This is a genomic window from Micromonospora sp. CP22 (genome assembly GCF_009712475.1).
Classification (GTDB): domain Bacteria; phylum Actinomycetota; class Actinomycetes; order Mycobacteriales; family Micromonosporaceae; genus Micromonospora.
Window position 1 is genome coordinate 110,618 of the sequence record NZ_VCJO01000008.1, and the last position, 23,656, is coordinate 134,273.

The window sequence follows — 23,656 nt, forward strand, 5'->3', positions numbered from 1 at the left end:
CTGTGATGATCTCCGGCGTGCCTCAGCGATCGCGTACGCGTAGACGGGCGGGTCGGTGGTGGTGGTCCGGTCCCCAGGCGACGCGGGCCGCCGGTCGCCCCGGGCCACCGGCGGTCGCCACGTCGTCGGATCGAGCCCCGGGGTGACGGTCCGTCGAGGTTCGGCTGCCGGGGCGTACACCGCCACCCGGCGCGGTCACCGCCCGGCTAGCGACAGCCCGGTGTCCGCGTCGAACAGGTGGGCCCGGTCCAGGTCGACCGTGACCTGCAGCCGTTCGCCGGGTGTCGCGGTGACGGTGGGTCGTGCCTTGACCTTGAGGATCTCCGTACCCACCTGGACGTCGACCACCGTCCGGTCACCGAGCGGCTCAAGTCCGTAGAGTTCCCCCGACAACGACGCGCTCCCACGCTGCTCGACGGACAGGTCCTCGGCGCGTACGCCCAGCAGCAGCGCACGGCCGTCCTCGACGGTGGACCAGCGGGGCCGCGGCAGCGTCCAGCCCTGCGCACCGACGAGCCGATCTCCCTCGGCGCGGCAGGCGAGCAGGTTGATCGGCGGGCTTCCGACGAACCCGGCGACCCACGTGTTGGCGGGACGCTCGTACACCTCGGTCGGCGTTCCGACCTGTTGCACCTTCCCCTCCTTCAGCACCGCCACCTGGTCGGCCATGGACAGGGCCTCGACCTGGTCGTTGGTCACGTAGATGAAGGTCGCCCCGAGGCTGCGGTGGATGCGGGTGAGTTCGGTGCGCATCTCGACGCGGAGTTTGAGGTCGAGGTTCGTCAGCGGCTCGTCCATGAGGAATGCGTGCGGGCTGCGGACCAGCGCCCGGGCCAGGGCGACCCGCTGCATCTCACCGCCGGACAACTGCGCGGGACGCCGCTGTAGCAGACGTTCGATGTGCAGCAGGTTCGACATCCGCTCGACGGCGGCGGCGATCTCGCTCGGCGAACAGCGGCGTGCCCGCAACGGCGACGCGATGTTCTCGTACGCGGTGTGGCGGGGGTAGAGGGCGTAGTTCTGGAAGACCATGGCCAGGTCGCGTGCGGCCGGGGAGTCACCGGTCGCGTCCCTGCCGTCCAGATGCACCGACCCGGCGTCGAGTTTCTCCAGGCCGGCGATGGCTCGCAGCGTCGTCGTCTTGCCGGCCCCGGAGGGCCCGAGCACGACGAAGAACGAGCCGTCCGGCACCTCCAGGGTCACCCCGTCGAGGGCCTGGACCTTGCCGAAGGACTTGTACAGCCCGTGCGTTGCCACGGTTCCCATCAGGCCACCAGTTCTTCCGTGCTCACGTCGTAGACCGTCGGGTTGCCGCCGGTGTGCCGCAGCCCGACCGGTGCGTCGGCGGCGAACCGGACCGTCGGTGGCATCCGGACCCGTACGTCGTGCCCGCCGCCGTGGTCGACGACGTAGATGATCTCGTCGCCCAGCCACTCCGCCGAGACCACCCGGGCCGGGACCGACCCGTCCGCCCCCGGTTCGGTGACCTCCAGCGCCTCCGGTCGGACCCCGGCGACCAGGCGACGGTCGCGCGGCAGGCCCGGCGGTGGCGTGAGGGCCAGCCCGCCGGGACTGCGTAGCTTCCCGTCGGCCACCTCCACCTCGATGAGGTTCATCGGCGGAGAGCCGATGAACGCGGCGCAGAAGAGACTCGCCGGACGGTCGTAGACCTCCAGCGGTGTGCCGATCTGCTCGACGCGGCCCTTGTTGAGGATGGCGATCCGGTGACCGAGGGACATCGCCTCGACCTGGTCGTGGGTGACGTAGACCATCGTCGTGCCCAGTTCCCCCTGTAGGTGCTTGATCTCCGTGCGCATGTCCGCCCGCAGTTCCGCGTCCAGGTTGGTGAGGGGTTCGTCCATGAGAAAGGCACGTGGTCGTCGCACCAGGGCGCGGGCCAGCGCGACGCGCTGCTGCTCGCCGCCGGACAGTTGGCGCGGTCGCCGGTCCAGCAGCGGGCCGAGCCGCATCAGTCGGGCGGCCTCGTCGACCCGTTGGCGGACCTCCGCCTTGGGTAGTCCCTCGGCCCGCAGCGGGAACGCCAGGTTGTCCCGGGTCTTCAGGTGCGGGTAGAGGGCGTAGAACTGGAACACCATGGCGATGTCGCGTTCGGCGGGCGGCAGGTCGTTGACCAGCGTGTCGCCGATGTGGATGTCGCCCGTCGTCTGCCGCTCCAGGCCGGCTATGGCCCGCAGCGTGGTCGTCTTGCCGCAGCCCGACGGGCCGAGCATCACGAACAGTTCACCGTCGCCGATGGACAGGTCCACGTGCTTGACCGCGACCGTCCCGTCCGGGTAGCGCTTGTGCAGCGCGGTCACCTCGATGCCCGCCATCAGCGTCGCACCGCCCCGAGCGTCACACCGGCGACGAGGTGCTTGCGGACCAGGTAGGCGAATATGAGCACCGGTAGGGCGAACACCACGGAGGCGGCGGCCACCAGTCCCCAGTCGACGGTGGTGCCGCCGATCAGACCCGCGATGGCGGGTGGGGCGGTCCGGACCTCGTCGCTGGAGGTGAGGAAGATGGCGAACACGAACTCGTTCCACGAGAAGATGAGGGCGAAGACCGCCGTCGCGGCGATGCCGGGTACGAGCAGGGGAAGGGTGAATCGTCGGAACGCCTGTAGACGGGTGTAGCCGTCGAGCATGGCGGCGTCCTCGTACTCCGCGGGCACCTCGTCGACGAAGCCCTTCATCATCCAGATGGTGAAGGGGAGGTTGAACGCGGCGTAGATGAGGATCAGGCCGAGCTTGGTGTCGATGAGGCCGACCTGGCGGTACATGAGGAAGATCGGGATCACGACCACCACGGGCGGCATGAAGCGGGTGGACAGGATGAAGAACAGCTGGTCCTTCTTGGCCTTGACGGCGAAGCGGGAGTAGGCCCAGGCGGCCGGAACCCCCAGCACGGTGGCCAGCGTCGTCGAGACCCCGGCGACCAGTACGGAGTTGAGGAACGCCACGGACAGGTCCGAACGACCGCCGCCGGGGGCGATGAACACGTCCCGGAAGTGGTCCATGGTGACCGTGAAGCCGAAGAACTGGGCCGGGACGGCGTAGACGTCCCGGTTCTCCTTGATGGATGTCTCGATCATCCACAGCACCGGGAACAGCATCACCACGGCCAGCACGGCCAGCAGCGCGACCTCCACCACGGATCGACCCCGGCCGCCGCCGAAACGACGCGTGGCGGGCCGGCGTTGCCGGGTAGGACCCGGGGACACGGCCTCGTCGACGGAGACGGCCATCAGCCCTCCTTGAGTTTGTTCAGGTAGCGCAGGTAGAGCTGGGTGAGGACGATGACGACGAGGACCATGAGGATCCCGTACGCCGAGGCGGTTCCGGTGTTGAAGCCCAGGAACGCGACCTTGTAGACGTGGAACGACAACGTCTCGGTGGAGACACCCGGGCCTCCGTTGGTGAGGATGTAGACGAGGTCGAACAGCCGGAACGCCTCGATGGCCCGGAACAGCACGGCGATCAGCAGCAGCGGCCACACCAGCGGCAGGGTGATGGTGCGGAACCGGAACCACTCGGACGCCCGGTCGATCGAGGCGGCCTCGTACAGGTACTTGGGAACCGCGGTGAGACCGGCGAGGGCGATGAGCATGATGAACGGCGTCCACTGCCAGGTGTCGACCACGATCAGGGAGATCAGCGCCGTTCGCTGCCGGGTGAGCCATTCCACCTGCCCGATGCCGAGCGAGCCGAGCATGCTGTTGATCACGCCGAACTGCGCGTCGAGCATGAACCGCCAGAACAGGCCGACCACGACCGGTGAGAGCATCATCGGCACCAGGAACAGGGTGGTCAGCACTCCTCGCCCACGGGTACGCCGGGAGATCAGGTAGGCGATGGTGAAACCGAGGACCGTCTGCAGGGTGACCGCGCCGACCACGTAGATCAGCGTGGTCAGGGTGCGTTGGTGGACCTGCGCCGACGTCAGAACTGCGGTGTAGTTGCCGAACCCGACCCACCGGGCGGGCCCGCCACGGGTGGCCGAGTAGTCGGTGAAGGACAGGTACAACGCCCACAGCAGTGGGAACACCGACATGGCGAGCAACAGCAGCAGCGCGGGGGAGATGAAGGCGACGGCGAGCCCACGGTCGCTCAACCGGCGGAACCGCCCCCGGGCAGGCGGCGTCGTGGACACCACCTGCCCGGGGTCCTCGGCCGTCACAGGTACGGGGTCACTCACAGTCCGCCGCCGCCCTTGCGGTTGCTGGAGTCGAGCACGGCCTGCTGCTCCTTGGCGATGTCGTCGAGCGCCTGCTGCGGGCTCTTCGCACCGTTGAGGGCCGCGTTCACGTTGGTGTTCTCGATGTCGACGAGGCGGGCGTACTCGGGCACGTTCCACATGTCCCGCATGCGCGGCACCGAGTCGGCGTACACCTGGTTGAACGGCCCGGCGTTGAGGAACTCGGGTGATTCCAGGGCGTCGGTACGCGACGGCACACCACCGGCGGCGGCCCACTTCTTCTGGATGTCGGCGCGCTCGAACCACTTCATGAAGTTCAGGGCCTCAGCCTGGTTGTCCTTGGCGGAGTAGGCCGACACGTGCATCCCCATACCGCCGAGCGGGACCAGGTCGGTCTTCTGGCTGGGCAGGGTGGCGAAACCGAGCTTGTCGAGGATCTGCTCCCGGGTGCTGCCGAGGGTCGACTCCTTCGGATCGAGCAGGCCGCCGCTGGCGGCGATCCAGTTGAACGCGATGCAAGCCTTGCCCTGGGCGACCGCCGCGTTTACCTCGTCGATGAACCAGTTTCCGGAGCCCTTGGCGGTCAGCGGCTTCATCTTGTTGACCAGGACGTCCATCGCCTCCTGGCCGGCGGCGTCGTTCAGGACGCCCTCGATCTTGCGGTTCTTGGCGTCCCAGAGGTTACCGCCGTAGACGCCGTTGACCGTGTTGTAGGTGACGGCCGCGGCGTCGGAGCCGTTGGCCTGGTGGAAGGCCAGCCCGCTGACGCCGGGGTTGTCCGCCTGGCACTTCTCGGCGACTGAGATCATCTCGTCCCAGGTCTTGGGTGGCTCGTCGCCGATCAGATCCTTGCGGTAGATCATCGTCCAGGTGTCGCCGAGCAGCGGCAGCCCGTACAGGCTGGCGTTCTCGTCGCGCTGGCCGGTCTCCGCCTGGGGGAACTGGCCGTAGGCGGCCAGGAGGTACGGGTTGTAGGCGTCGACCTCGATGTTGTTCTTGACGAACTCGGTGATGTCGAGGATGTTGCCGTTCGTCACGGCCTCGCCGATGTGCTGCGAGTCGAGGATCGCGATGTCGAAGTCGGTCTTCCGCGCGGCGAACTGGGTGAACATCGCGTCGTGCCAGTTCGCGTTCGGCACGGTGTTGACCTTGATGGTGACGTTCGGCCGTTCCTTCTTGTACTCCTCGTTCGCGAAGGCTTCCAGCGCCTGGGCTGGCGGCCATTCGAACCAGATGAAGCTGAGGGTCAGCGGGTCCGTGGTGAGCTCCGGGATGGTCGCCGGCGCGGCGGGGGCGCTCGTCGTGGCACCGTCGTCCTTGCCGTCACCGCAGGCCGCCATGGTCGTGGCCACCAGCAGCATGGCTGCGGTCGCCAGCTGCACCTTTCGGCCGGGACCGGACAATCGTCCTGTTCGCTTCGGATGCCGCATCTTCTCGCCTGCTTTCTGCCGGTGGGGAGTTCTGGGACCTCGCTATGTGCTTCGCCGACCAGGTGCTGGTTGTTCGGGGCGTGTCGTGCGGGCCGGGTCGCGGCCCGGTGTCCCGCGTACGCCGCGCTTTACTGGATCTTGTCGTCGAAGTCCGTCGGCCTGTCTGTGGCCCGGGGCCGGACCGAGCAGGGCGTCGCCGCACGCTCGTGGGAGCTCCAGGCGATCGAAGGAAAGCGATCGCGGGCCGGCTCCGCGACGTTGCAGGACGGCGAGCCACCGCTACATTTCCTATACGATCCGGTTGGGGCGTCAGCATGTCGCAGAGTTGTGACTGATGTCAACAGGTACGCGAAGGCGCAAGAAGGGACCTCACGTCACGATGGGCGACGAAGGAAAGATCGTGCGGGGCCGTCGGGCCGTGACGGGCGCAACGGCGTCGGGGCGATCCGGCGGCCGGCTCGCCGACGAGGTGTACGACACGCTGCTCGGACAGCTGATGTCGCTGCGGATCGAGCCCGGCTCCCGCGTCACGATCGACGTCCTGGCGCGGGAGCTGGGGGTGTCGCAGACGCCGATCCGGGACGCGCTCAACCGGATGGAGGCCGAGGGCCTGGTCGTACGCGTGCCCCACGCCGGCTACCGAATCCCACCCCAGATCACCCGCCACCGGTTCGAGGACATGCTGGAGGTCCGCCTGCTCCTCGAACCGGCGGCGGCGCGCAGATCGGCCGAACGGGCCTCTCCGGAGCAGGTGGCCGGGCTGCGCGGGATGTTGGAGGAGATGGCGGAACTGGAAGGAGGCAGCGGGCCTGCGGCCTACGGCGCGTTCGGGCTGCGCGACGCCGCCTTCCACGATCTGGTGGCCTGTAGCGCGGAGAACCAGGTCATCCGGGAGGCGCTCGCGCGCCTGCACAGCCACGTGCACCTCTTCCGGCTGCACCACGACGCCCAGGTCACCCACCAGGCCATGGCCGAGCACGAGGAGATCGTGGCCGCCATCGCCGCACGTGACCCCGACGCCGCCGCCTACGCGATGCGTCGGCACATCCTGCGCTCCGGTGAGCGTTTCCGACGGTTGTTCGAGGTCACGGACGCGGACGCGGTGGCGGGGGAGGGTTGACGGGCGGGCCGGGTCGAGGAATGCTAACCCCAATCGGATCGTATTGGATTTTTGATCTACTTCACCCGTCCCCCAATGCGAGGAGAAGCAGGTGCCCAGAGCGCTGCTCCTGACCGGCGACGCCGCCGAGGAACTCGACACCATGTATCCCTACTACCGCGTGCAGGAGGGCGGCTGGGAGGTCGACGTCTCGTCACGGACGACGCGTGACGTGCAACTGGTCATCCACGAGTTCGACCCCAACTCCGACGCCTACGTGGAGAAGAACGGCCGGAAGTTGCCGGTCGACGTGACCTGGGCCGAGGTCGACGTCGAGCGCTACGACGCCCTCATCATCCCCGGCGGGCGTGCTCCCGAATGGATCCGGGTCGACCCCGACGTCCGGCGCATCACCGAGCACTTCTTCGCGCGTAACCTCCCCGTCGCCCTGGTCTGCCACGGCGCTCAGGTGCCGGCGGTGTACGGGCTGCTGAAGGGTCGGAAGACCGCGTGCTTCCCGCCGATCACCGGTGACATGGAGAACGCGGGCGCGACGGTCATCGACGCGCCCGACGTGGTGGACGGCAACCTCGTCTCCTGCCGGGGCTGGCCGGACATGCCGCAGTTCGGCCGGGCGATGATGGATCTCTTCACGAAGTCCGTCAAACCCGCGTGAGCACCCCTGGCCCGGTGACCACACACCGGACCATCACCGTCGACGGTTCCCCCGTCCACGTCTTCGAGTGCGGCACCGGGCCTGCGGTGCTGATGCTGCACGGCTCCGGGCCCGGCACGACCGGGTCCGGAGCCTGGGCGACGACGGCGCGGGCACTGGGCACCTCCTGGCGGCTGGTGGCTCCTGACCAAGCCGGTTTCGGCCGTACGCCGATCCCGGCGGGCTCCCGGGGCGGGCTCCGGCTCTGGTCTGAGCAGGCCGCTGGCCTGATGGACGCCCTCGGTGTCGACTCCTACGCGGTGGTGGGTCACTCCATGGGCGGTGCCGTGGCGTTGGCGTTGGCGGCCGCGCGTCCCCACCAGGTCACCGAGGTCGTGGCGGTCTCGACGATGGGTGCTCCCGGGGCGCCGCTGTCCGCCGCACTCGACGCGGTCTGGGCCGCCCCGCCCGACCTGCACGGGGCACGGGACATGCTGAGTCGCCTCGTCTTCGACCAGACGCTGGTGACCGACGCGGCCGTCGAGGCCCGTGCCGCCGCGATGCGGGCGGGAGCGACCGCGTACGCCTCGCTGTTTCCGCCGCCCAGGGCGCGATGGGCCGCCGGGCTCGCCCTCTCGGCGCAGACGCTGGCGGCGATTCGCGCGCCCGTGCTGCTCGTGCACGGCGCCGAGGACCTGCTCACTCCACTGGGGACGGCTGTCCAGCCGTTGATCGAGCATCTGGCCGACGTCCGGCTGCACGTGTTCGGCAGGTGCGGGCACGTGCCGGCGGTCGAACATCCGCACGAGTTCCGGCGCCTGCTGTCGTGCTTCCTTCGTCGCCAGGGGCGCTCCGCCGGGAGCGCTACCAACGGGTCCACAATCTAGACCGTCCGATCGCTACACTCACGGGCAGGTTCGGGACTACCCACCCAGCCCGGTGCGCGATCGAAATCGGATGGAGATGCCATTGACCCGCGACAAGGCCGCACCCCCCGGAATCGACCCCACCATTCCCAGCGTGGCCCGGGTCTACGACTACTTCCTGGGCGGTAAGGACAACTTCGAGGCCGACCGGAAGGTCGCCGAGCACGCCATCCGGATCACCCCGGACGGGCCGGCCGCCGGCCAGGCGAACCGCGCCTTCCTGCGCCGGGTGATCCGCCACCTCGTCACCGAGTCCGGCATCGACCAGTTCCTTGACATCGGGTCAGGGCTGCCCACCCAGGGCAACGTGCACGAGGTCGCCGCCGAGCACAACCCGAACGCCCGGGTGGTGTATGTGGACAACGATCCGATCGTGCTGGCGCACGGGCGGGCGCTGCTCTCCGCCGAGGGCACCGCGACGGTGATCCAGGCCGACATCCGGCGACCGCAGGAGATCCTCGACGACCCGGACGTCCGCCAGTTCCTCGACTTCGACCGGCCGATCGGTCTGTTGCTCTTCGCGATCCTGCACCACCTCGGCGACGACGAGGAGCCGGGCACGGTGGCGGCGAAGCTGATCGACGCGCTGCCGTCGGGCAGTTACGTGGCGATCTCGCACTTCCGTGATCCGGGGGAGCGGGATCCGGAGGGCTCCCGTAAGGCCCGTGAGGTCGAGCGGGTCTTCAACGAGTCGCTGGGCACCGGCCGCTGGCGTACCGACGAGGAGATCCTCTCCTTCGCCGACGGGCTGACGTTGGTGGAGCCGGGGCTGGTGCCACTGCCCGAGTGGCGTCCGGATCCGGGCGCGGACGAGCCGAAGCAGACGGACACCTACCACACGTTCGTCGGACTGCTCGCCCGTAAACCGTAGGCCGCCGCCGCGACCGGCCGTCCGCACACCGACGGCCGGTCGTTGCGCTGCCGTGCCGCGCGCACACGGCTACATTCGCGATTACCACAATGGTGGTGTCGACAACCTCCTACGTCGTCTATCGCCGGTGGGATTTGCTCACGTGGGCTCCGCAAAGAAGAGGAAAACATTTCGTGATGCGGGGGCTTCCGGGCCGCCACGATGCGTCGGCTAATATGCACCGGTGAATGTCGCCCGTCCTGCCATTCCGCTTCTGTGCCGTCAGCATGTTTCCCGTTGAGCTGCCACCTGTTCTGGCCGGGCGGGAGAAGGAACTGTCCGTGCTGCGTAGGGCCGTCGAAGCCACCGGCCAGGGCCGTGGCGCGGTGGTCTGGGTGGAGGGCGAGGCCGGCATCGGCAAGTCGTCGCTCGTCGCCGCCGCGCTCGACGAGGGCAGGGACGGGCCGCACAAGGTGTTGTGGGGCACCGCGGATCAGCTGTCCCACCGTTTTCCGCTGCGGGTGATGCTGGACTGTCTCCAGGTGCGGGCGCGTTCTCCCGACCCCCGTCGGGCGCGAGTCGCCGAATTCCTACGGGACCGGCGACCGGGGCTGTTCGCCGGGGACGACATCACCTACACCGCCACCGAGATGCTCGTGTCGCTGGTCGACGAATTGTGCACCGAGGCGCCCACGGTGTTGATTCTCGACGACCTGCAATGGGCCGACGAGGCATCGCTGATGCTGTGGCACCGCCTCGCCCTGGCCGTCGACGAACTTCCGCTGCTGCTGGTCAGCGCCACCCGTCCGGTACCCGCCCGCCAGGACGTACAGACGTTGCGGGCGGCCACTCTGCGTCGCGGTGGCGTCCTGCTTCCGCTCGGCGCGCTCAGCGCGGAGGACGTGCGTACGGTGGTGGCCGGAACGCTCGGGGTGCCGCCCGGGCCCACCCTCGTCCGTCTCCTCGGGCGTGCCATGGGCAACCCGCTGTACCTGCGGGAGCTGCTCGACGCGGTGACCCGGGAGCAGGCGGTCGGCGCGGCGCTGACCGGCGGGGATATCTCCGACGACGCGTTCGACCGGGTTCCCGCCTCCTTCGCGGCTGCCCTCAGTGACCGGCTCAGCGTGGTGTCGGCCCCCACCGCCCAGATGCTGCGGACCGCGTCCCTGCTCGGCGGTGAGTTCGCCGTGGCCGACCTGGCCGCGCTGCTGCGCCAGACGGCCTCCGACCTGGCCGAGGGTCTTCAGGACGCGGTCGCGGCCGGTCTCGTCGTCGGCGTCGGCGACCAGCTCGCCTTCCGGCACCCGCTGATCCGCCAGGCTCTCTACGACAGCGTCCCGGCGGCGCTGCGCGCGGCGTTGCACTGCGAGGCGGCGAAGACGCTGGCTGCCGCCGGTGCCGAACCACTGCGGGTGGCGCAGCAGTTGCTGGCGGCCGGTCGCCCCGGTGACGAGTGGAGCCGCAGCTGGGTGGTCGAGGCGGCACCGGCGCTGACCACCCGGGCCCCGGACATCGCGATCGAGCTGCTGCAACGCGAACTGGAAGCGAGTCACCCCGACCGGGCCGACCGGGCCGTGCTGACCGTCGAACTGGCCCGGGTGCTGCTCGGCGCGGGTCGGCACCCGGAGGCCGCCGACCGTGCCCGGCAGGCGCTCGCCCTGGCCACCCGCCCCGAGCATCGGGCCGAGATGTCCTCGATCCGGGCCCGTGCCCTGTTCAGCCAGGGTCGTAACGAGGAAGCCGTGGAGGTCGTGCGCGGCGCCCTCGGCAGCCCCGACGTGCCAGCGGTGTGGCGGGCCTGCCTGCTGGCCTCACTGTCGATGTTCGAGCGGGCCAGCACCGGCGACCTGGAGTCCGCCGACAGCACCGCGCGTCAGGCGCTGCGGGTAGGGGAGGAGGCCGGGGACGCCTTCGCCATCGCGTACGCGTTGACCGACCTGTGGTTGACCCACTCGGTGCGACGCGACCACGACGCCGCCCTCGCGTACGTCGATCGGGCCTTGACCGTGCTGGGCGACGCGCCGGAGCACAGCGACCTGCGGGCCTTCGCCTTCGACGGCCGGATCTTCACCCTGCAGAACCTGGACCGGTGGCCGGAGGCGGAGGCGACCCTGCGCCGGGCGCGTGAGCTGGGCCAACGAGCCGGCGGGACGGGCCAGGGCACCTCGGCGCTCACCGCTGCCGTGTTGCTGTACTGGCTCGGTCGCTGGGACGACGCCCTGGCCGAGTTGGCGGCCGTCGACCGGGACACCACCGGCCTGACGTACTCCGGGCTCCGGGAACGGGGACCGGCGCTGCTCCGGCACGGCGTCGCCGCCCTGATCGCCGCGCACCGTTGCGACAGCGGCACCATGACCGACCACCTTCGGGCGGGTCTGGCGCTTCCGGTCCGGACCGTCGCCGACCGGGAGAACCGTGACTTCCTGTTTGCCGCCCGGGCGCTGGCCGCCGAGCAGGAGGGCGAGCCGGCGCGGGCGTTGGCACTGCTGTCGGAGGTCCTCGACCGCCGATCCGGCGAGATGACCCTGCTCCACCAGTGGGCGCCGGAACTGGTGCGACTCGCCCTGGCGGTGGACGACCAGTCGGCGGCCCGAGCGGCCCAGCGTGCCTGCCAGGCCGAGGCGGCGGCGGAGTCCCGGGAAGGCCGGGCCACCGCCGCGGCACGCCGGTGTCAGGGCCTGCTCGACGGCGACCCGGCGCCGCTGCACGAGGCGGTCGGGTACTACCGGTCGGTCGGCGCGCCGGTCGAGCTGACCGGCACGCTCGAAGACCTGGCGGCGGTGCTCGCCCTGACCGGCGAGCAGACCGAGGCGAGGACGCTTCTCGGCGAGGCGGTCGACCGGTACGACGCCCTCGGCGCGGTGTGGGACATCCGTCGCGCCGAGGGACGGCTGCGGCGTCACGGCGTCCGTCGCGGCGTCCGTGGCCCCCGACCCACTCGGGCACAGGTCGGCTGGGAGGCCCTCACCCCGACGGAGACCCGGGTGGCCGCGCTGGTGGCGCAGGGTCGCTCGACACCGGACATCGCCCGGGAGATGTACCTCTCCCGCCGTACCGTGCAGACCCATATCTCGCACGTGCTCGGCAAGCTCGGCGTACGGAGTCGGGTGGAGATCGCCCGTGAGGCGTTGCGCCGCGAGGCGGTGTCCGGCGCGGGATCCTGACCCTCACCGACCGGGTGGCGGAATCGCGCGGCGCGGTGGACATCGGCCAGGTGACGTAGCGGAGTCGGCGAAGGCGTCTCGACCACGCGTCCTGCCCGGGGCGTACGGGCGGTGAAGGGCCGCAGCAGGCCGGATTCCGGGGGCAGGTCGTGCAGCCCGGGGCGGTGGTGGTGACCGTCGGTAGGAGATCCGGGGCCCGGAATCGGATCTTCCGCGTCAACTGACCGATGTCCGTCAGGACCGGCGGGTCCACCATGTTCCGCAGGATGTCGTCCATGGGGGGACGGAGGAGTTCAGGTGATGATCCAAGCCAACCACGAGCCGATCCGGGTACGGGCGTCCGGGCCGACGGGACCGGAGGCGGCGTACGTCGGTCAGCCGTTCACGGTGCGCTGCTTCGGCGGGTTCCAGCTGCACATCCCGGGGCGACGGTTGGACTGGACGAACGTACGGCCACGGGTCCGCGCCCTGCTGCGCTTCCTGGCCGTCCACGGCGGTCGGCCGGTGCACCGGGAAGTGATCCTGGCGGCGCTCTGGCCCGAACTGCCGGTCCGCTCCGGCATCCGTAACCTGCACGTCGGTATCTCGACGCTGCGGGCCTTCCTGGAACCGGGTGTGCGGCGCGGTGCGTCCCGGTTGGTGCGGCGCGACGGCGAGTCGTACCTGCTGGCGCTGCCGCCCACCGCGTACTGCGATGTGCGTTCGTTCGACGAGGCGATCACCGCCTGGCGTCGCACCGCCGGTACGGGGCAGCGCGGCGCTGCGGTTGCCGCCCTTCGGGAAGCCCTCGCCCAGTACACCGGTGACCTGTTGCCGGAGGAGGGACCAGCCGAGTGGATCGTCGCCGAGCGCGACCGCTATCGCACGCTGGCCGCCGAGTCGGCGGCGACGTTGGCCGCGCTCGAACTGGAGGCGGAGCGACCCGCCGCGGCGGTCATGGCGGCTCGGCGCGGACTGGAGATCGACGGATTCCGGGACGACGCCTGGCGGGTGCTGGCCGAGGCGCATCAGCGTTCCGGTGACGTGGCGGCGGCAGCACGCGTCTGTAGCGCGTACGACCAGGTGTTGCGGACGCTCGGGGTGCCCGGTCCGGCGCGGGCGGCGTGAGCGCGCTCAGCGCGTGGGTGAGGAGGCGCGGCCCCTCACACGCGCGCTCAGGGACGCCGGAAGACCTCCACCTCGCCGATCGCCGTACGGCGGCCGGGCGCGTTGCCGTAGCTGTTCCGGACGGTCAGCCGTAGCCGCACCACGTCCTCGACGACCCAGTGGAAGGTCTGCGGACCGGCCTGGTCGGTGAGCCGCAGCGTCGTGCTCTCCGAACCCCGACTGGTCCAGGCGGTCAGTTCCAGTTCCGCCGGCCGGGCCTGCCGGAGGAACTCGTCACGTTGCGCCGACACCCCCGGATGGATGATCAGGTCGAGTAGCCGGAACGGGTCGGCGAAGGTGAGTTCGACGTACTCGTCGCGTCCCGCGCCGCCCGTGGCGGGAGCCCAGTGACTGTTGCTGATCCCGTCCGCGACGAGTTCGGGTGGGTGGTCGGCCGCGTGACTCGACGCGCTCACCGACACCGGGCTCACCGGCTGTGGATCGGCGAGCCGGTCCCGAATCGCGTCGCTGGCCCGGCTGCCGAGCCGCACCGCGCCGTAGCCGAGACCGGCGAGCAGGGCGGCGGCGAGCAGCACGGCACCGACGCGGCGGAGCAGGCCCCACCCGCCCGGCCGGGGCCGGAACAGCCAGCGTGCCGCCCGCAGCAGGAAGCGGCAGAACCGACGCCACCAGGAGAGCCGGACCGGGGGTGCTGCCGCGCTGCCGAGCGCCGTGCCACACCGTCGGCAGAATCGCCGCTGCGGCGGGTTGCCGGTCGCACAGGACGGGCAGACGACATCACCGGAGCCGTCCTGCGACCCGAGGGGCTGCTGCCGTACCAGGGGTCGGCGCTCCCGTGGGCGGGCCGGCTGGACCGCGCTGATCGTCGCCTCCGGCGCGTCGACGGGCACCGGGTCCCGTCCGGCCGCCGGTACGTCCATCGCGGGTTCCGTCGGCGGCGGTGACTCGGAGTGGACCGGGGTCGCCGCTGCGGGCTCGACGGAGCGGACCGGTGCGGCGGCGTCGTCCCCGGGCTGTTCCCAGCCGAGGAACGACCCGCAGACCGCGCAGAAGGCACCGCCCGGCTCGGCCGGGGCACACCGCTCACAGCGCTGCATCGTCGTCGCCCTCCGGCTTCTCGTCACCCTCGACGACCACCCGAAGCACGCAGGGCACGTGCGCCGGCCGGTTCGCCTCCACCAGTTCTCGTAACCGCGCCGTCGGAATCAGCCCGGCATCGGGAACCCGCACCGTCACCGTCAGGGCGGGCACCGCCGAGCCGGGAAGTGCTCCGCCCGGCGTCGACGACCAGGCGGCTCCGCCGCTTTCGGTGATCTCCGGCCACACCCCGAAGACCGTCCGCACCTGCTCGGCGAGGCCCCGTGCGGTGCCGCGCATCCGGTGCAGCGCCACCGCGTTGGCGACCGCCGTGCGACGCTGCTCCAGCGTCCAGCCCGGCGCGGTCTCGGCCGCCACCCAGCTGGCGAGCCAGTCGACGAAGTCGGCCGGCGCCAGCCGCGGATCCAGGTAGGCGGCGAGGTTGTCCAGCGTCGCGTGCACCGGGGCCAACACCTCGTCGAACGCGGCGAGCAGCCGGCCGGTCAACTCGTCCGTGCCGTAGATCGCCGGTAGCCGCCGACCGAACGGCTGTGGTGTGCCGAGGCCCGCCAACGCGCCACGCATCAGACGCTCCCTTCTCCGTCCGCGTCAGCGTTCCTCGACCCGGACCTGGTGCTCGTAGGAGAAGACCAGCGCATGCCGGTCCAGTTCGACCCGTGATGCCGCCGCGCCGCGTTGCCCGGTGATCGGGTCGGCGGGAAACAGCAGCACCTCCTCGACCAACGCGACGCCGGTCAACCGCTGGAGCACCCCGAAGAGTTCCCCGGACTGCACCGGTCGGCCGAACGGCCAACCCGACCCGTCCGGGCCGCCGCGCAGCGGGTTGAGGTAGCCGTACAGCGCCTCGAGGGCGGCGGTACGCAGCCGCTCGGCGGATGCGCCGGGCCGGGCGGTCAGCCGGGCGGCCACGGTGACCCCCTGGTAGAAGGGCGGTTCCACGACCAGCCGTACCCCGATGGGTCGGCGGGCGTCCAGGTGCTCGGCGACGGTGGCGAGCATGTCGTCGGGTGGGATCAGCTGCTCGAAGCGGAGCCGTTCGCCGCTGTCCGCGACCGCCTCGGGCACGACGAGGACGCGTACGCCGCCCGCCTCGGCGCCGTCTCCGGCGGCCAGGCACCGGATCCGGGCCGCCGCCGGCACCGCCTGCCCGGCGATGAGTTCGTAGTCGCGGGCGGTCACCGCCCGGTCCTGGGCCCGCAACTGCACCGGGCCGCGCTGCCGGGCGCTCTGCACCGACTCGCCGTCCACCCCGCCGGCGGCGGCCTCCCGGTTCTCCACCCGGCTGACGTACGGCACCGAGCTGCGCAGGGTGGAGATCGCTCCTCGGGCCACGTTGCCGCGTCGCCCGCCTCCGGTGCGGTACCGGCGTACCCGCATCCGGGCACCGTTCGGCGGCACCGCGCCGTACCGGCGCAGCGAACCGTCAGGCTCGCGGACCGCGGGCCCGAACGCCACCTCGCCGGTGCTGCGGTCCACCGTCACACACCGGTCGTCCGGGCCGGTGGCACCGAACGCGTCCACTTCGGTCCACTCCTGCCAGCCGGTGCCGTCGGAGACCTCGACCACGAACGGCTCGTCGTCGGGGATCACCGGTGGTCGGGCCACCCGGAAGCGTTGGCCGGACACCCCCTCGGACTCGCCGAGGAACTCCTCGGTCACCGTCTCGGCGTGCACGGCGGTGACCGTGCCGCCGAGGGTGAAGGCGGAGGCGGCCCGGATCGTCGGTGACGCGGAGTAGAACGGTTGGCCCGCTTCCGCGGCCACCAGCCGGCACCGCAGCCAGCCCGCCCGCTGACCGCCGATGACCGAGTCGGTGTGTCCGGACGGTACGTGCAGCACGACGTCGCCGGGTCGGTTGAGTCCGCCGGTGGAGTCGCTGTCGACCTCGCACGCGACCCAGTCGGCGCCGTCCCACGCCTCCCAGCGCAGCGGCGGCTGCCGTGGGTCGACGCCGATGCCCTCCACCCGGCTCTCCAGCCGCAGCACCACCGCACAGGACGGCACCGCCGTGTCCAGGCCGAGCAGCAGGGCGTCGCCGACCGTGGGCGGGGTGGTGAAACAGGGCACGTCCCGGCCGTTGAGCAGCTGGTCGGTGCGGTCGGCTCCCGGGCCGTCGGCGGGGTGGACCCGCAGGTGAGTCAGTTCGCACGGCACGATCGCCAGGTCGCTGACGGTGCCGAAGACGATGGCCTCCTCGGTTTCGGTACGGACGGTGCCGGCTTCGGTGCCGGCGCGCAGCAGTACCGTCTCGGGCTGCGGAGCGGCGAGCCAGAAGGTGAGGTCGACCCGGGCGGCGGTCGGCGGGTAGAGCCGGACGCCGATCAGGTCGAGAAAGGCGAGGTAGTTCTTCTCCGGCACCCGGTTCAGCCGGTACAGCAGCTCGTCGGTCATCTGGGCGAACGCCTCGATCAGGGTGACCCCCGGGTCGGAGACGTTGTGGTCGGTCCACTCCGGGCAGCGTTGCTGGATGAAGCGTTTGGCGTCGTCGACGAGCTGCTGGAAGCGGCGGTCGTCGAGGTTGGGCGCGGGTAGGGCCATCAGTCGATCTCCGCTTCGGGGCCGTCGTGCGACGGGATCACGTAGAACGGGAACACCAGGTTGCGGGGATCGTTGGTGCCCCGGATGAGGTAGCGGATGTCGATGTAGAGGGTGCCCTCGGCTTCCGCGTCGAAGCCCACGAGCACGTCGGTGACCTCGATGCGGGGCTCCCAGCGGTCCAGCGCGGCCCGCACCTCGAAGGCGATCTGCCCAGCGGTGTTCTCGTCCGCCGGTGCGAAGACGTAGTCGTGCACCGCACAGCCGAACTCGGGGCGCATCGGCCGTTCGCCGGGTGCGGTTCCGAGGATCAGCCGGATCGCCTCGACGATCTCGCGCTCCCGGCTGACCAGGGCGATGCCGCCACGGGCGTCGACCCGCAGCGGGAACGCCCAGCCCGCGCCGATGAACTGCTCCGCCATCGGGGTCAGCCCCCGATGAGGACGTTGACGGCCCCGGTGAGGATCGTCGCCGAGCAGGTCGTCCGGTCACCCACCCGGGCGGCGGGGAAACCACCGATCAGCACCTGCCCCGACGGTGGTGGCGGGCCGGGCAGCACGACGTTCCCCGGCCCGAGCGCCAGGTGCGCCGGTGGGACCGGGCAGGTGCAGACGGTGCCGACGACGGCGGCCGGTCGGCCACCGATGAGCACGCTGCCGACGCCGAGCGTCGGACCACCGCCGGGTGTCGCCGGGACGACGCCCGGCGGGCCGACGGTGCCGGTGGGCGCGCCGTGACCGACCCTGTCCCCGATCCGGGCTGCTGGTGGCATTGCCTCTGTCCTTCCTGCTCAGTTGATCCGGACGACCTTGCCGGAGATCGCCACGCTGGCGCCGGTGAGGTTCAGCTCGCCGAGTCCGGCGTCCACGGAAACGCCCCTGCCCGTGACCGAGACGGGCCCGCGTGACTCGACCGAGACACCGTCGGCCCCCTGGACGGTGACCTCGGTCTTCGCCTCGATCACCACGCTTCCGTCGCTGCGGACCAGCACCGAGGTGCCGGCGCGGTCGAGGTGCAGCAGCAACTTCTCGGCACCCTTCTCGGTACGCAGCCGTACCCCCTGGGTGGCGCTGGTGGTGGGCCCGTCGAGCAACTCGACCCAGTTGCCGGTGCTGCCGCGACCGGTCCGACGTTGGCGGGAGGCGAACGACAGCCGGTTCACCGAACCGCTCGTCGGGTCGACCAGCGGGCCGTCGTGCTCCGACGGCTTGGCGACGCCGTTGTACAGGCCGCCGATCACGTACGGCCGGTCCAGCAGGCCCTGCTCGAACCCGACCAGCACCTCGTCGCCGGCCTCCGGGCAGACGACGCCGCCGCCCTGGCCGCTGCCCACCTGCACCGTGCGGACCCAGTCGGTCTCGTAGTCGAGGTCCAGCCACGGGAACCGGAGTTTGACCCAGGCCCGGTCCAGCCGTTCCGGGTGCTCGCGGTCCAGCCCGGCCTTGACGTTGGTGACCACACCGATGGCCAGCCCCGGCATCCGGGCCGACCGGGCCGGGGCCGGGGCACCGGCGGCCAGCCCGGTCAGCGAGCGGTCCTGGCCGCCGCTGACGGTCAGCCAGGTCTCGTAGAAGCGGGCCGGGCCGAACACGTGACGGCTGGCGGTCACGGTGTACTTCCCGGCGAACGGTCGCCCTACCCCGGTGAGCGCGAACGGCACACCGGCCCGCAGCCGGGGGTTGCCCCGCACCGCCACCTCGAGTTCGGCGAAGCCGACCGCCACCTGGGCGGCCAGGGCCCGCGACACCGTGTCGACCTCGGCCTGGGTCTCGTACGGCACGTCGGCGACCAGCATCGTGGACTTGCCGAACCCGGCGGCCAGCTCGCCGGCGGTCACCCCCGGAAGCTGCACCTCGGGGCTGTCGCGTACCGGGGTGCGGCCCACCACTGGTTGGCAGGTACGGCGGTCCCAGCCCCGTACCTCCACGTCGGTGACCTGGCCGACCGAGGTGACCGTGGCGCGCATGGAGAGGACGTTCCCGTCCACCTCGGCCACGAAGTCGTCCCGTTCGGCGCTCGCCTGCGGGCCGGGCGCGGCGGCGGCGTGGACGGGGCGGCGGAACTCGAACTTGCCGTCGACCATCGCCAGTTCGACGTCGTTGTCGGCGGCGAGCATCCGGAGGAACTCCCAGTCGCTGACGTTGGGTTGCGACACCATCTCGTAGACCACGGTGGTGGGGTCCAACCGGCCCAGCGGCAGGCCCGCCTCGGTGGCGAGTCGGCGGGCGATGTCGGCGGCGGTCTGGTTGCGGTAGCTGACGACCCGCCGTCCGCGCCGCATCCGGTGCGACAGGTCCATCGCCCGGATGATGGTGTAGGTGCCGGTGCCGTCGAACTCCGACTCGACGGTGACCACCTCTCCGGTGAACAGCCTCGTCTCGCCGTTGCGGTCACCGGCGCGTACCGCCACGGTCAGCGTCCGGCCGATCGTGATCCCGGTCTTCTCCAGCATCAGCGCGCCAGGGTCGCGGTAGCGCAGGGTGGCCACCGCCGGGTGTTCGGTGCCGTCCTCCACGCAGCCGTACACCAGCTCGTCCGGCCACGGGTCGGGGAGTGTCGCCGGTACGCCGACCTTGAGCAGGTTGGTGAGGTTTCCCGTGGACATCCGGCTACCTCCGGTCGCCTGGGGAGCCGACCCGGTCGGACGTCGCGGGGCCCGGGTACGCCTCGGTCGGGAACTCGTCGGGGGCGGGCAGCAGCAGTTCGGTGCCGGGTGGCAGCCGGGTCGGGTCGTCGATGTCGTTGACCTCGGCGATGGCCCGCCACACGGTCGGGTCGCCGTACTCCCGGTGGGCCAGCAGCGGCAGCGAGTCGCCGTCGACCACCCGGTGGACCCGTCGGGTGCGGTGCCCGCCGGAGGTGGGGTTCTGCCGGGGTTTGGTGCCGCCGACCTCGGTCAGGTTCAGCTCGCAGGTCGCCCGCAACGGGGTGCCGGAGCTGTCGAACAGCGTGTACGTGGCGGTGACCTGGCTGACGTAGGAGTAGAACGAGACGGTCTGGAACTGGCCCCAGGTGAACTTCACCCACGGTGGTGACGGCGCGTCGGCCGCGATGCTGGTCGTCGTGGGAGTGCAGCAGGTCAACAACGTCTCGACCCGCTGCTGCACAGTGCGGCTGTGCGTGTCGGTCACGTCGAGGAACACGGTCAGCGCGAGGGTGCGCGGCTCCGACCCGCTGAACTCCGCGATCCCGACCTGTTCCGCGCCGCGTACCACGTGGGGGATCCAGGAGGCCGACTTGGTCAGCGTGAGCTGGCTCGGGTTGAACATGAACTCGATCGGGCCGCCGAGTGGACCGCCGGGGCGGTTTCCGCCGTTCGGCGGCGGGTGGTAGCGCTGGAGGAACGCGGAGACCTTGCCGGTCGGCCTGGACACTCAACCCACCTCCAGGAAACCGTGGTACGCCAGTTCGATGCTCTCCGTCGCCACCTGCGACTGGGTGGGGTCGAAGGACGGGCCGGTCCAGCGGACGAGTACGACGTCGGCGAGGCCCCACTGCACGAGGACGGCCCGGTCGGGCCGCAGCGCCGCGATCTGGGCGGTGCCCCGCTTGATGCCCTGCGGAAGCGCGGTGAGCAGCCGGGCCACCTTCGCCGTGTCCGGGATCAGCGGCCGGGTCAGCGTGACGTTGGTGTAGCGCACTCGCGACGGCAGCTGCCAGACGAAGCCGTTGCTGCCGCCCTCCTGGTGTTGCTCCACCTCGACCTCGCAGCCGAGTCCGTCACACGAGTTCCAGTCACCGAGGTTGATTCCGTCGACCTGAAGTCGGAAGTGGACGCTGGTGCCGGGGTCGGGGCCGGTCATCGCCGACCGTCCAGCCATCGGCCGCTGCGTTCGCGCCCGGTCCGCAGCTCGGCGCGCAGCAGCCGGGAGATCGGTTCGACCAGGCGGTGCGCGAGTTCGTCCAGGGCGCGGCGGTCGAGGTGGTGGAACTGTTCCGCACTGGCCCGGTCCTCGCGTCCGGACCGGTGCTCCGGGCCGGTGGGGCGGTCCGCACCGCCGGAGGTCGAGGCGGCGCCGGCGCTGCGGGTGGTGGTCGTCGCGCCGACCGACGACCGCTGCACCTGGCGGGCGGGCCCTGGGTTCGTCGGTGGCACCGTCGTGGTGGTGCCGGGTCGGCCGGTCGAGGTGCGCTGGACCGGCAGTCCGGCCCGCTCGGGGGTGGCCGTCCGGATGTGATTCGTGGCGGCGGACCGGGTGACGCTGGTCAGTGGCGGGTGCACCCGCGCCGCCGGTTGCGGAGGTCGCGCCGCCGGGGGCGCCGACACCAACCCGGCGGCGGCGGACGCCGAACTGGCGGCGACCGACACCGGCCCGGCGGCGACCGACCTCGGCCCGGCGGCGGCGGGCGACGGCCCAGCGGCGGGCACCGACTTGACGGCGGACACCGGTCCGGTGGTGGCCGGTGCCAGCTGGAGCGCTCCGGAGACCTGCGGGGGGCGTGGCTGGGCCCGGCGGTGAGGGGTCGGCCGGTTCGGCGGGCCGGGGGCAGCTGCTGGGGGTCTGGTCATACTGGACACCTCGTTGGCGTTGGCCAGGGTCGGGTTCGTCGTGGTGGTCGGCGGCGAGGATTCGCCGCCGGGCGACCGGATCCAGCGGATCGGCACCGTCGCCGCGCGGCCGTCGGCCGCCGTCGCTCCAGGGACGGCGTGCTGTGGTCCCGTCGCCCGGGGGGTCGGTGCCGTCGTCGCGGTGCTGACCCGTTGCAGGATCGGGGTCACAGGTCGCTCGCCGAGCAGCGGCACCCGGCCCGGTCGTTTGGCTGGTTCGGTCGCGGTGGCGTCCGGCGTTCGGGCGGCCCGGTCCGTTCGTGTCGGGTCCGGCTCGGCCGCCGTCGGCCGTGGTGGCACCGTCGCCGACGGCGGCGGTACGGGAGGTTGTGGTCGAGCGACCGGCATCTCCGGTGGCGCGGTGCCGGTGTGCGGTGCGACGGCGCGTTGCACCGGACGGGTTGCCGGGTCCGTAGCGCTGGACCGGGTGGAGTCGGTGACCGTGCCCCCGGTGTGGGTGGTGGTGCCGCCCGGGTGAGTCGCGGCCGTGCCGCCGGTGCGGTTGGCGGTGCCGTCCGGGCGGGTCGCGGCCGTGCCGCTGGGTGCATCCGCCGGTGGGCCGGGTCGGTCGGCGATGCCGCCGGAGCGGGGCGACGGATCGGTGGCCGGGTGCCGTTGGATCGTCGGGGCAGCGGCCGGGGTCGGGGCAGGGGCCGGGGTCGGGGCGGGGCCAGGGGTGGCAGTCGGCCGGGGCCGGGCCACCGTACGCGGCGCGACGTCCGGATCGAGTGGTGCCCCGAGACCGGGCCGCACGGCGGGGCGGTGCGGCGACGGGCCGTCCGGCTTCGCCGGTGCGCCGGAAGGGGGCCTGTCCACCGGTGCGGCGTCCGGCGTCCGTGGGTGGGCCGGCGTACGCGTGGGTGCGGTGTCACCGGGTGCCGATGCGTGCGATGCCGGGGTGCCCGTGGGCGACGAGACCCGGTGCTGGGCCGACGTGGAGCGTTGCACCACCGCCCGGGTCTCGCCGCCGGTGCCGGGCAGCCCGGCGGCGGGCCCCGCCGGTGCGGTCCGGGGCGGCGGAGGTTTGGGGGTCGGCCGATGTCCGGACGGGACCGCCGCCGGGGCTTCCGGTTCGGGGGCGGGCATCACGATGGGCTCGCCGAGACCGAGCCGTGGCGGGGCAGCGGCGCGTCGCCGCGCCGGTGCCGCTGGTCTGACCGGGGGTGCTGTGTCGGCGCCGGGCGTCGGACCGTGCTGGGTCGGCCCGGCCGGGGGTGGGGTGACCAGGGAGGGGACGGCCGTGGCGGGTTCGGCCGTCGGCGCGGCGGCGGGGGAGGCGGGAGCCTTCTCGGCACTGCGGGCACCGGCGACCGGGCTGGTCTGGATGGTAGGGACCGGCATCCGGGTGGCGGTGGGCGCGGGCGGCCGGGCGGGCAGTCGGCGCGGCGGTACGGCGACCCGGGCGAGAGTCAGCGGGGTACCGGCGCGACGGGCGGGGGAGGGGCGTACCGCTCGGGGCGCGCCACCGGCCGCCGTCGGCGTGGCGCGGCTGGCGACGGACGGCCCACCCCGGGGCGCCGACCTGCCGCTACTCGCCGGTCCACCTCCGCTCGCCGGTCCGGTTGCGCTCGCTGATTCGCTCCCGGTTGCCCATTCGCCTCCGGTCGGCGGTCCGCCTGCGGTTGCGGCTCCGGTCGGTGTCACGGTGTCGGTGCCGGACGGTCCAGGCGGGAAGGCCGCCGAGTCCGGGTCGGTCGACGGGACGGCGCGGCGTTGCACCGGCAGGTCGCGCCGGGTCGGTGCCGCCTGCGGCGGGGAGACCGGCCGGAGCAGGTCGTACGCCGTGCCGCCGGGCGCGTCGGGGCTGACCAGATGCCCCAACGGTCGCCGGAGGGCGGGGTCCTGCCGGGTGGCCAGTCGGCTCGGGAACCCGAGCGGGTCGCTGATCGACACGTCGGCTCCGGCGAGCAGCGGCGTCATCGGCGGCACCCGTCGCCAGCCCGGCTCGGCGCTCGGTCGACGCGGCTCGTCTGCCGGACCCGGAGCCGCACCGGCCGACCTGTCCGCACCACGCCACCGTCGGAGCAGGTCGCGTACGCCCATCGC

Annotated in this window: 20 protein-coding genes; 6 read left to right on the forward strand and 14 right to left on the reverse strand. The window is 71.9% G+C overall.

Features of this window, described 5'->3' with window-relative positions:
• Positions 1-195 precede the first annotated feature (195 nt).
• Genes FF096_RS15825 through FF096_RS15845 form a run of 5 tightly spaced genes read right to left on the reverse strand, consistent with a single transcriptional unit; the run spans position 196 to position 5,579 of the window.
• Complete coding sequence (locus tag FF096_RS15825) at positions 196-1,266, reverse strand: ABC transporter ATP-binding protein (RefSeq protein ID WP_155218830.1); 1,071 nt, start codon at positions 1,264-1,266, stop codon at positions 196-198.
• A complete protein-coding gene (locus FF096_RS15830; protein WP_155218832.1) occupies positions 1,266-2,333 on the reverse strand; it encodes an ABC transporter ATP-binding protein in 1,068 nt (355 codons plus the stop codon). The genes FF096_RS15825 and FF096_RS15830 overlap by 1 nt, the downstream gene beginning before the upstream one ends.
• Complete coding sequence (locus FF096_RS15835; protein WP_155218834.1) at positions 2,333-3,247, reverse strand: carbohydrate ABC transporter permease; 915 nt, start codon at positions 3,245-3,247, stop codon at positions 2,333-2,335. Before FF096_RS15835 ends, FF096_RS15830 begins: the two co-directional genes overlap by 1 nt.
• Positions 3,247-4,179, reverse strand: a complete 933-nt coding sequence (locus FF096_RS15840) for a sugar ABC transporter permease (RefSeq protein ID WP_309223374.1) — start codon at positions 4,177-4,179, stop codon at positions 3,247-3,249. The genes FF096_RS15835 and FF096_RS15840 overlap by 1 nt, the downstream gene beginning before the upstream one ends.
• 14 nt (positions 4,180-4,193) lie before the next feature.
• Entirely contained in the window at positions 4,194-5,579 is a 1,386-nt protein-coding gene (locus FF096_RS15845) for an extracellular solute-binding protein (RefSeq protein ID WP_309223375.1), read from the reverse strand.
• 427 nt (positions 5,580-6,006) lie between these two features.
• Between FF096_RS15845 and FF096_RS15850 the strand changes: the two genes are divergently transcribed.
• The 6 genes from FF096_RS15850 (at position 6,007) to FF096_RS15875 (ending at position 13,428) form a co-directional block, all read left to right on the forward strand.
• Positions 6,007-6,747 carry a GntR family transcriptional regulator gene (locus FF096_RS15850; RefSeq protein ID WP_155218838.1) on the forward strand — a complete coding sequence of 247 codons (741 nt, stop codon included), beginning with the start codon at positions 6,007-6,009 and terminating at the stop codon, positions 6,745-6,747.
• A gap of 91 nt (positions 6,748-6,838) precedes the next feature.
• Positions 6,839-7,402: a DJ-1/PfpI family protein gene (locus tag FF096_RS15855; RefSeq protein WP_309223376.1), complete on the forward strand. Its 564-nt coding sequence runs from the start codon at positions 6,839-6,841 to the stop codon at positions 7,400-7,402.
• 14 nt (positions 7,403-7,416) lie between these two features.
• A complete protein-coding gene (locus tag FF096_RS15860; protein WP_309223377.1) occupies positions 7,417-8,268 on the forward strand; it encodes an alpha/beta hydrolase in 852 nt (283 codons plus the stop codon).
• A gap of 70 nt (positions 8,269-8,338) precedes the next feature.
• Positions 8,339-9,178: an SAM-dependent methyltransferase gene (locus FF096_RS15865; RefSeq protein ID WP_230462652.1), complete on the forward strand. Its 840-nt coding sequence runs from the start codon at positions 8,339-8,341 to the stop codon at positions 9,176-9,178.
• Positions 9,179-9,444: 266 nt separating this feature from the next.
• Complete coding sequence (locus FF096_RS15870) at positions 9,445-12,321, forward strand: AAA family ATPase (protein ID WP_196222548.1); 2,877 nt, start codon at positions 9,445-9,447, stop codon at positions 12,319-12,321.
• A gap of 300 nt (positions 12,322-12,621) precedes the next feature.
• Positions 12,622-13,428, forward strand: a complete 807-nt coding sequence (locus FF096_RS15875) for a BTAD domain-containing putative transcriptional regulator (RefSeq protein WP_155218843.1) — start codon at positions 12,622-12,624, stop codon at positions 13,426-13,428.
• Positions 13,429-13,475: 47 nt separating this feature from the next.
• Here FF096_RS15875 and FF096_RS15880 read toward each other — a convergent pair whose 3' ends face one another.
• The 9 genes from FF096_RS15880 to FF096_RS15920 are packed head-to-tail and all read right to left on the reverse strand — an operon-like array spanning position 13,476 to position 23,653.
• Positions 13,476-14,525, reverse strand: coding sequence for a zinc ribbon domain-containing protein (locus FF096_RS15880; RefSeq protein WP_155218845.1), 1,050 nt, complete (start codon positions 14,523-14,525; stop codon positions 13,476-13,478).
• Positions 14,512-15,090, reverse strand: a complete 579-nt coding sequence (locus tag FF096_RS15885; protein WP_155218847.1) for a phage tail protein — start codon at positions 15,088-15,090, stop codon at positions 14,512-14,514. The genes FF096_RS15880 and FF096_RS15885 overlap by 14 nt, the downstream gene beginning before the upstream one ends.
• A 24-nt stretch (positions 15,091-15,114) precedes the next feature.
• Positions 15,115-17,064, reverse strand: coding sequence for a putative baseplate assembly protein (locus FF096_RS15890; protein ID WP_155218849.1), 1,950 nt, complete (start codon positions 17,062-17,064; stop codon positions 15,115-15,117).
• Positions 17,064-17,483, reverse strand: coding sequence for a GPW/gp25 family protein (locus tag FF096_RS15895; RefSeq protein WP_155218851.1), 420 nt, complete (start codon positions 17,481-17,483; stop codon positions 17,064-17,066). The genes FF096_RS15890 and FF096_RS15895 overlap by 1 nt, the downstream gene beginning before the upstream one ends.
• A 5-nt stretch (positions 17,484-17,488) precedes the next feature.
• On the reverse strand, positions 17,489-17,833 hold the full coding sequence (locus FF096_RS15900; RefSeq protein ID WP_155218853.1) for a PAAR domain-containing protein: 345 nt from the start codon (positions 17,831-17,833) through the stop codon (positions 17,489-17,491).
• Positions 17,834-17,851: 18 nt separating this feature from the next.
• On the reverse strand, positions 17,852-19,666 hold the full coding sequence (locus FF096_RS15905) for a VgrG-related protein (protein WP_155218854.1): 1,815 nt from the start codon (positions 19,664-19,666) through the stop codon (positions 17,852-17,854).
• Between the two features lie 4 nt (positions 19,667-19,670).
• Complete coding sequence (locus FF096_RS15910; RefSeq protein ID WP_309223378.1) at positions 19,671-20,435, reverse strand: LysM peptidoglycan-binding domain-containing protein; 765 nt, start codon at positions 20,433-20,435, stop codon at positions 19,671-19,673.
• Positions 20,436-20,882: a phage tail protein gene (locus tag FF096_RS15915; RefSeq protein WP_230462653.1), complete on the reverse strand. Its 447-nt coding sequence runs from the start codon at positions 20,880-20,882 to the stop codon at positions 20,436-20,438. It lies immediately after the preceding gene.
• On the reverse strand, positions 20,861-23,653 hold the full coding sequence (locus tag FF096_RS15920; protein ID WP_155218856.1) for a hypothetical protein: 2,793 nt from the start codon (positions 23,651-23,653) through the stop codon (positions 20,861-20,863). Before FF096_RS15920 ends, FF096_RS15915 begins: the two co-directional genes overlap by 22 nt.
• Positions 23,654-23,656: the final 3 nt, after the last annotated feature.

Excerpts from the sequence above, each read along its gene's own strand:
- FF096_RS15825 (WP_155218830.1), bottom strand. The coding sequence starts at position 1,266 with ATGGGAACCGTGGCAACGCACGGGCTGTACAAGTCCTTCGGCAAGGTC.
- FF096_RS15830 (WP_155218832.1), bottom strand. The coding sequence starts at position 2,333 with ATGGCGGGCATCGAGGTGACCGCGCTGCACAAGCGCTACCCGGACGGG.
- FF096_RS15835 (WP_155218834.1), bottom strand. The coding sequence starts at position 3,247 with ATGGCCGTCTCCGTCGACGAGGCCGTGTCCCCGGGTCCTACCCGGCAA.
- FF096_RS15850 (WP_155218838.1), top strand. The coding sequence starts at position 6,007 with ATGGGCGACGAAGGAAAGATCGTGCGGGGCCGTCGGGCCGTGACGGGC.
- FF096_RS15865 (WP_230462652.1), top strand. The coding sequence starts at position 8,339 with ATGGAGATGCCATTGACCCGCGACAAGGCCGCACCCCCCGGAATCGAC.
- FF096_RS15870 (WP_196222548.1), top strand. The coding sequence starts at position 9,445 with ATGTTTCCCGTTGAGCTGCCACCTGTTCTGGCCGGGCGGGAGAAGGAA.
- FF096_RS15875 (WP_155218843.1), top strand. The coding sequence starts at position 12,622 with ATGATCCAAGCCAACCACGAGCCGATCCGGGTACGGGCGTCCGGGCCG.
- FF096_RS15880 (WP_155218845.1), bottom strand. The coding sequence starts at position 14,525 with ATGCAGCGCTGTGAGCGGTGTGCCCCGGCCGAGCCGGGCGGTGCCTTC.
- FF096_RS15885 (WP_155218847.1), bottom strand. The coding sequence starts at position 15,090 with ATGCGTGGCGCGTTGGCGGGCCTCGGCACACCACAGCCGTTCGGTCGG.
- FF096_RS15890 (WP_155218849.1), bottom strand. The coding sequence starts at position 17,064 with ATGGCCCTACCCGCGCCCAACCTCGACGACCGCCGCTTCCAGCAGCTC.
- FF096_RS15895 (WP_155218851.1), bottom strand. The coding sequence starts at position 17,483 with ATGGCGGAGCAGTTCATCGGCGCGGGCTGGGCGTTCCCGCTGCGGGTC.
- FF096_RS15900 (WP_155218853.1), bottom strand. The coding sequence starts at position 17,833 with ATGCCACCAGCAGCCCGGATCGGGGACAGGGTCGGTCACGGCGCGCCC.
- FF096_RS15905 (WP_155218854.1), bottom strand. The coding sequence starts at position 19,666 with ATGTCCACGGGAAACCTCACCAACCTGCTCAAGGTCGGCGTACCGGCG.
- FF096_RS15915 (WP_230462653.1), bottom strand. The coding sequence starts at position 20,882 with ATGGCTGGACGGTCGGCGATGACCGGCCCCGACCCCGGCACCAGCGTC.
- FF096_RS15920 (WP_155218856.1), bottom strand. The coding sequence starts at position 23,653 with ATGGGCGTACGCGACCTGCTCCGACGGTGGCGTGGTGCGGACAGGTCG.